The 6475-nt window shown below is 66.9% G+C and carries 6 protein-coding genes; all 6 read left to right on the top strand.

The features are described from left to right. The first annotated feature begins 109 nt into the window (after positions 1 to 109). The 6 genes from LDO41_RS22165 to LDO41_RS22140 are packed head-to-tail and all read left to right on the top strand — an operon-like array spanning position 110 to position 6377. A complete protein-coding gene (locus LDO41_RS22165; protein WP_223992070.1) occupies positions 110 to 1039 on the top strand; it encodes a branched-chain amino acid ABC transporter permease in 930 nt (309 codons plus the stop codon). A 4-nt stretch (positions 1040 to 1043) separates the two neighbouring features. Further along, positions 1044 to 2213: a branched-chain amino acid ABC transporter permease gene (locus tag LDO41_RS22160; RefSeq protein WP_223992069.1), complete on the top strand. Its 1170-nt coding sequence runs from the start codon at positions 1044 to 1046 to the stop codon at positions 2211 to 2213. Continuing rightward, entirely contained in the window at positions 2210 to 2992 is a 783-nt protein-coding gene (locus tag LDO41_RS22155; RefSeq protein WP_223992067.1) for an ABC transporter ATP-binding protein, read from the top strand. The genes LDO41_RS22160 and LDO41_RS22155 overlap by 4 nt, the downstream gene beginning before the upstream one ends. Then, positions 2989 to 3696 carry an ABC transporter ATP-binding protein gene (locus LDO41_RS22150; protein WP_223992065.1) on the top strand — a complete coding sequence of 236 codons (708 nt, stop codon included), beginning with the start codon at positions 2989 to 2991 and terminating at the stop codon, positions 3694 to 3696. Before LDO41_RS22155 ends, LDO41_RS22150 begins: the two co-directional genes overlap by 4 nt. A gap of 43 nt (positions 3697 to 3739) precedes the next feature. Further along, positions 3740 to 5026 (top strand): amidase, encoded by a 1287-nt coding sequence (locus LDO41_RS22145; RefSeq protein WP_223992063.1) that lies wholly within the window; start codon positions 3740 to 3742, stop codon positions 5024 to 5026. A gap of 37 nt (positions 5027 to 5063) precedes the next feature. Continuing rightward, on the top strand, positions 5064 to 6377 hold the full coding sequence (locus LDO41_RS22140) for a M20 family metallo-hydrolase (RefSeq protein WP_223992061.1): 1314 nt from the start codon (positions 5064 to 5066) through the stop codon (positions 6375 to 6377). Positions 6378 to 6475: the final 98 nt, after the last annotated feature.

The following is a 6475-nucleotide window of genomic DNA, read 5'->3' as shown; positions in this document are numbered from 1 at the left end:
ATTAAGCCGCGGGCGGGCCTGAACGCGCCGACTGATGCGGGGCCTGTCTGTCGTGGTGCCGGCCCCCTGGCGCGCCGCCACGCCTTTCCCCTCCGTGACCGGATTTCCGATGAGCCTGATTGCCCAATACGTGTTCAACGGCCTGATGCTTGGCATGATCTACGCCATGGTCGCCGTTGGCTTCACGCTGTTCTTCGGCGTGCTCGATGTCATCAAGTTCTCGCACGGCGACACGCTGATGGTTGGCGCGTTCGCGGGCCTCGCGGCCTCGGTCGGCCTGACGATGCTGCATATCGATGCGCCGTGGCTGCAACTGCTGGCCGTGGTCGTATGCGCGGTCTGCGTGACCGGCCTGCTCGGCGCGGTGATCGCGCGCTTCCTGATCCTGCCGCTGCGCAAGGCGCCGCCGCTCAATACGCTGCTCGCCACGCTGATGCTCGGCACGGTACTGCGCGAATGCGTGCGGCTGTTCTACCCCGATGGTTCGAACCCCAAGCCGTTTCCACCGCTGCTGCCTACCGCCGCGCTCGACCTCGGTGGCTTTGCGCTGCGCGCGGACAACGTGATCCTGCTCGGCACCGGTATCGCGATCATCACCGGCGTGCATCTGCTGATCACCCGCACGCGCTTCGGCATGGCGATTCGCGCGGTGGCGCAGGACGGCGAAACCGCCACGCTGATGGGCATCAACTTCGAGGCCGTGGTACTGCTGACCTTCGCGCTGGGCTCGGCGATGGCCGCACTCGCCGGCGTGATGAACGGCCTCTATTACAACGAGATCAACTTCAACGTCGGGCTGCTGCTCGGCGTGATCGGCTTTGCCGCGGCCATCCTCGGCGGCCTTGGCAATATCTACGGCGCGATCATCGGCGGCTTTCTGTTCGCGGCGCTGCAGGTGGTCGGCAGCGCGCTGCTGCCCGCGCTGGTGCCCGACATTCCGAGCGCCTACAAGGATGTGTTCGCGTTTGCCGCGGTCATCCTGCTGATGGCGTGGAAGCCCACCGGCCTGATCGCCGAGAAATCCAGTGAACGGGTCTGACATCATGCGGATATCCTCGCTTTCCTCCAAGACCGTGCTGGCCATCGCCGGCCCCGTGCTCACGCTCTATCTGTGGCTGTTCCTCCATGCGGAGTCGCAGCTCGCGGTCGGCGTCCTGCTGGTGCTCGCGGCAGCGGCCACGCTCGCGGGACGCCGCGTCGGCGCGATTGCCGCGATCGAACAGGCCAGCGCGCAGCGTCCCGGCGTGGCCGCGCTGTGGGCACTCGGTGGCACGCTGGCGCTGATCGTCGCGTTTTTCGATACGCACTTCGCGCTGCTGATGCTCTGCACGGTGCTGCTCTACACCACCGCGTGCCTGGGCCTGACGCTGCAGTTCGGCTTCTCGGGCGTCGCCAACTTTGCGGGTGCCGCGTTCTTCGGCATCGGTAGCTATGCCACCGCGGTGCTGGCCACGCATACGGGCCTGCCGCAATGGCTGATCATCGTGATCTCGGGCCTGCTGTCGGCGCTGGTGGGATCGCTGCTGATCACACCCGTGCTACGCACGCGCGGACACTACGCGGCGCTCGTCACCATCGCGTTCGGCATCCTGTTCCGCACATTCATCGAGGTCAACGATGTGCTCGGAGGCCCGCAGGGGATGCAGGTGCCCGGCATGAGCACGTTCGGTTATGCGTGGAACGACGGCTTCTCGGTGTTCGGCGTCGAGGCCTCGTTCTACGTCAGCTACGCGCTGCTGAGCCTCGGCATCTGCGCGGGCGTGTTCGCGCTGGTGAAGTCGCTCGAGCGGTCGTGGGTCGGCCTGGCCATGGATGTGGTGCGCACCGACGAGACCGCGGCCGCGACCTTCGGCCTGCATATCGCGCGCTGGAAGGTGGTGGCCTTTATGCTCGGCAACTTCTTCGCCGGTATTGCGGGCAGCGTGTACGGCATGGTCACCGGCTTTGTCGCGCCGAACAACTTCACGTTCGCCGATTCGCTGCTGATGCTGTCGATCGTGATTCTCGGCGGGCTTGGCAATGCGGTGGGGCTGATTCCCGCCGCGATCATCGTGCTGGTATTGCCCGAGAAGCTGCAGTTCATCCAGGAGTATCGCTTCCTGTTCTACGCGGCGCTCGTGATCGCGATTCTGCTGTTCCGGCCCGATGGCCTGCTGCCGCGCCGGACTCGTTTGTTTTTTGGTGCGCGCGCGCCGCAGGGAGAGTCACAATGACTGAGGCCCTCGCAGAAGTCCGCGACCTCACCATGCGCTTCGGTGGATTGACCGCGCTCGATGGCCTGAACATGACCATTCGCGCTGGCGAAGTGCTGGGTCTGCTCGGCCCCAACGGCTCCGGCAAGACCACGTTCTTCAATGTGCTGACCGGCCTCTACAAAGCCACCAGCGGCACCATCACGTACGCCGGCACCAACCTCATCGGCAAGACGCCGCAGGAGGTCTATCGCGCGGGGGTGGCGCGCACGTTCCAGCGCTCGCGGCTGTCGTTACCACTGACGGTGTTCGACAACATCGTCATCGGCGACTACCAGCGCATGGACCACGGGCTCGTGTTCAACCTGCTGCGCCGCAAGGCGTTTCGCGCACAGTACGACCAGTACGTGGAAAAGGTGCTGGCGCTGCTGCGGATCTTCAGCCCGCCGCTGGCGGATCGTCTGTTCGAACCGGTGGACACGTTCAGCATGATCGATCGTCGCCGCATCGAGGTGTGCCGCGCGCTGATCAGCCAGCCGCGCCTGCTGCTGCTCGACGAACCGTCGGCCGGCATGACGCACGACGAGACGCATGCGTTGATGCGCGACATCCTCGACGTGCGCGCGCAACTCGGCAATCTGACGGTGGTGCTGATCGAGCACGAGATGAACGTGATCGAGCGCATTACCGATCGCTGCGTGGTGCTCAACTACGGCCGCAAGATCGCCGAGGGCACCTATGCGCAGATCACCGCCGACCCGGCCGTGCAGACCGCCTACCTCGGAGAGGATGCCGCATGAGTACGCTCAACGTCCGTGGCCTGACCACGGGTTATGACAAGGTCAATGTGCTGCACGACGTGTCGATCGACGTGCCCGAGGGCAAGATCACGTGCATCCTCGGCGCCAACGGCGCCGGCAAGAGCACGCTGATCCGCGCGATCCTCGGCCTGACCCCGCCGCGCGCGGGACAGGTGATGTGGGACGGGCAGGATCTGGCCGGACGCCGCACGCACGACATCATCGCGCGCGGCATCTCGTGCATTCCCGAAGGCCGCAAGGTGTTTCCGCGCATGTCGGTGGCCGAGAATCTCGCGCTCGGCGCGTTCCTGGAGAAGGATGCACCGCGCGTGCGCGAGCGGCTGGAACAGGTGTACGAGATCTTTCCGCGCCTGCGCGAGCGTGCGAAGCAGCTCGCGGGTACCATGTCCGGCGGCGAGCAGGCGATGGTATCGATCGGTCGCGGCCTGATGGCGCAGCCCCGTCTGCTGGTGATCGACGAGCCTTCGCTCGGCCTCTCGCCGCTGTACGTGAAGGAGAACTTCAAGGTGATCGAGCGCATCAATCAGCTTGGCATCACGGTGCTGCTGGTCGAGCAGAATGCGCGTCAGACACTCGCGATCTCCCACTATGGTTATGTGTTGTCGCAAGGCCGCGTGGTGGCGCACGACACGTGCGAGGCGCTGTCTCGCAACGACGAAGTGCGCGCCGCCTATTTTGGGTAGTCGAGTCGGATAGATACCAATAGAGAGCCAAGGATCGATCGCCATGAATGACCTGCTGACATTGCCCGCGCGCACGCTTGCCATGCGGCTGGCGCGGCGCGAACTGCGCGCCGAGGACCTCGTGCGCGCCTGCCTCGACCGCATCGCCGCGCTGGAACCCGAAGTGCATGCGTGGACCGTGGTCGATGCCGACCGCGCGCTCGTCACCGCGCGGCAGCTCGATGCCGGTCCCGCGACCGGCGCGCTGCACGGCCTGCCCATCGGCGTGAAGGACCTGATGGACACGGCGGACCTGCCCACCGCGTACGGCTCGCCGATCTACGCCGGCCATCGGCCCCAGTCCGATGCAGCGGTCGTGGCGGCCACGCGCGATGCCGGCGCGGTGGTGCTCGGCAAGACCGTGACCACCGAGTTCGCCACGTATCAACCCGGACCCACGCGCAATCCGCGTGCGCCTGGCGACACTCCCCACACACCCGGTGGCTCGTCGAGCGGCTCCGCCGCGGCGGTGGCGGCCGGCATGGTGCCGTTTGCGTTCGGCACGCAGACGGCGGGTTCGATCATTCGCCCCGCCGCGTTCTGCGGTGTGGTCGGCTACAAACCCACGCACGGCACGCTGCCGCTCGCGGGCATCAAGCCGCTCGCACCCAGCCTCGATACCGTGGGCGTGCTCGCGCGCGGTGTGGACGATGCCGCGTTTTTTATCAGCGCCCTTGCGCGTTTGTCACTCACGCCGACCACGCAGGCTCTGCGCGTGGGACTGTTCCGCACGCCGCACTGGGATCGCGTCGATGCCGGTGGCCGTGGTGCTTTCGATGCCGCGACCCGTGCGTTCGCACAGGCCGGCGCCGCCGTCAGCGACCTGACACTGCCGGCGATCACGGCCGAGCTCACGCAGGCGCAGATCGATATCATGGCGTACGAGGCCGCCGCCGCGTTTGCGCCCGAGGCGCGCACTCATGCGGATGGCTTCAGCCAGGGCTTTGCAACGTTGCTGGCGAGCGGCAACGCGCTCGACGGTGCGCGTCATGTGGCCGCGCGCAGGCTGGCCGCCGACGTGCGCCGCGTGCTCGCCGACACCTTCGCCAACGTTGACGTGATCGTCGCACCGAGCGCCGCCGGCGAAGCACCTGCCGGGCTCGAGGCCACTGGCGACCCGCTCTTCAACCGCATGTGGACGCTGCTCGGCCTGCCGTGCGTGCATGTGCCTACCGGCGTCGGCCCGGCTGGCATGCCGGTGGGCGTGACCGTGATCGGCCCGATGTATGGCGACGTTGCCGCGCTGTCGGCCGCTTATGCCCTGGAGCGCGCGATCGCGCACGAACAATGATCGATCGCACAACGTGTGTATTTCCGGAGTATTGGCTTTGAATTCCCTAAGCTTCACCGAAACCGACGCCACCGAATCTGCCGCACGCGCACAGGACCATGTCGATGACACGCGCCTGCAACGTGCCATCGCCGACCTCGCCGCGTTCGGTGCGCGTGATGACGGTGGTGTCTCGCGTCAGACGCTCACCGCCATCGACCTCGAAGCGCGCCGTCATCTGATCGAGCACGCCCGCGCGCTCGGCTGCGAGGTGGGTATCGACGCCTGCGCCAACCTGTTCTTCCGCCGCGCCGGTCTCGACGACACGCTGCCGCCAGTGCTCACTGGCAGCCACGCCGATACGCAACCTGTGGGCGGCAAGCTCGATGGTGCCTATGGCGTGATGGCAGGGCTCGAAGTCATCGCCGCGCTCAACGACGCAGGGCTCCGCACGCGACGGGCCATCGAGGTGGTGGCGTGGACCAACGAGGAAGGCAGCCGCTTCGGCCCCGGTTGCATGGGATCGAGCGCGTTTGTCGAGCCCGCGCGCCTCACGGCATTCCGCACTGCCACCGACGGCGACGGCGTACGCTTCGGCGACGCGCTCGATGCCGCGCTCGCCGCGGTCCCCGACGTTCCGCAGTTGCCGATGGCGCGTGCGATGGCATCCTGCGTCGAACTCCATATCGAGCAAGGCCCGGTGCTCGAGCGCGCCAACGTGCCGCTCGGCGTGGTCACCGGTATTCAAAGCGTGCGCTGGTTCCGCGTGACCTGCATGGGCCAGATGGCGCATGCGGGCACCACACCGATGGACGAACGCGCCGATGCGATGGCCAGCGCGGTGGCGCTTGCGCAGCGGCTCTATGCGTATGCAGCGGCCGAGGCCGCGACGCAACTGCGGCTTACGCTCGGGCGCTGGCTGGTGGCACCCAATTCCGTCAATACGATTCCGGGCAGCGTCACGTTCACGATCGATGCGCGCTGCGTGGACGAGGCGGTGCTCGATCGCTTCGAGCTGGCGTTGCAGACGGCCATCGCCGACGTGCGCGGCCTGCGCGCCACGCGCAATGACATCACGGTGGAGAGCCTGTTCCGCCAGGCGCCCACGCATTTCCCCGCGGACATGCGGGCACTGGTCGAAACCGGCTGCACACGTGCGTTGCGGCAGGTGGGTCACGACCAACCGGTGCGGCTGACCTCGGGCGCGTTCCACGATGCGATGTATCTGGCCGGCCATTGCCCAACCGCGATGATCTTCGTGCCGAGTCGTGGCGGTATCAGCCACAACGCGGCCGAGTACACCGACGCGCCCGCGTTGCTGCTCGGCGCGCAGGCCCTCGCCTATACCGTCACGGCACTCGCCAATGGCTAAGTCATCCGCTGCGCCGGCAGGCAAACCGGCCTCGAAGAAGGCAGCAGCAAAGAAGGCCGTGACGAGGAAAGCTCCGGCGCGGGACGCGCAGGTGAAGG

The sequence above is a fragment of the Cupriavidus pampae genome, assembly GCF_914271485.1.
Taxonomy (GTDB): domain Bacteria; phylum Pseudomonadota; class Gammaproteobacteria; order Burkholderiales; family Burkholderiaceae; genus Cupriavidus; species Cupriavidus pampae.
The sequence above is the reverse complement of the archived record's forward strand: the minus strand, read 5'-3'. Positions and strand labels throughout refer to the sequence as shown.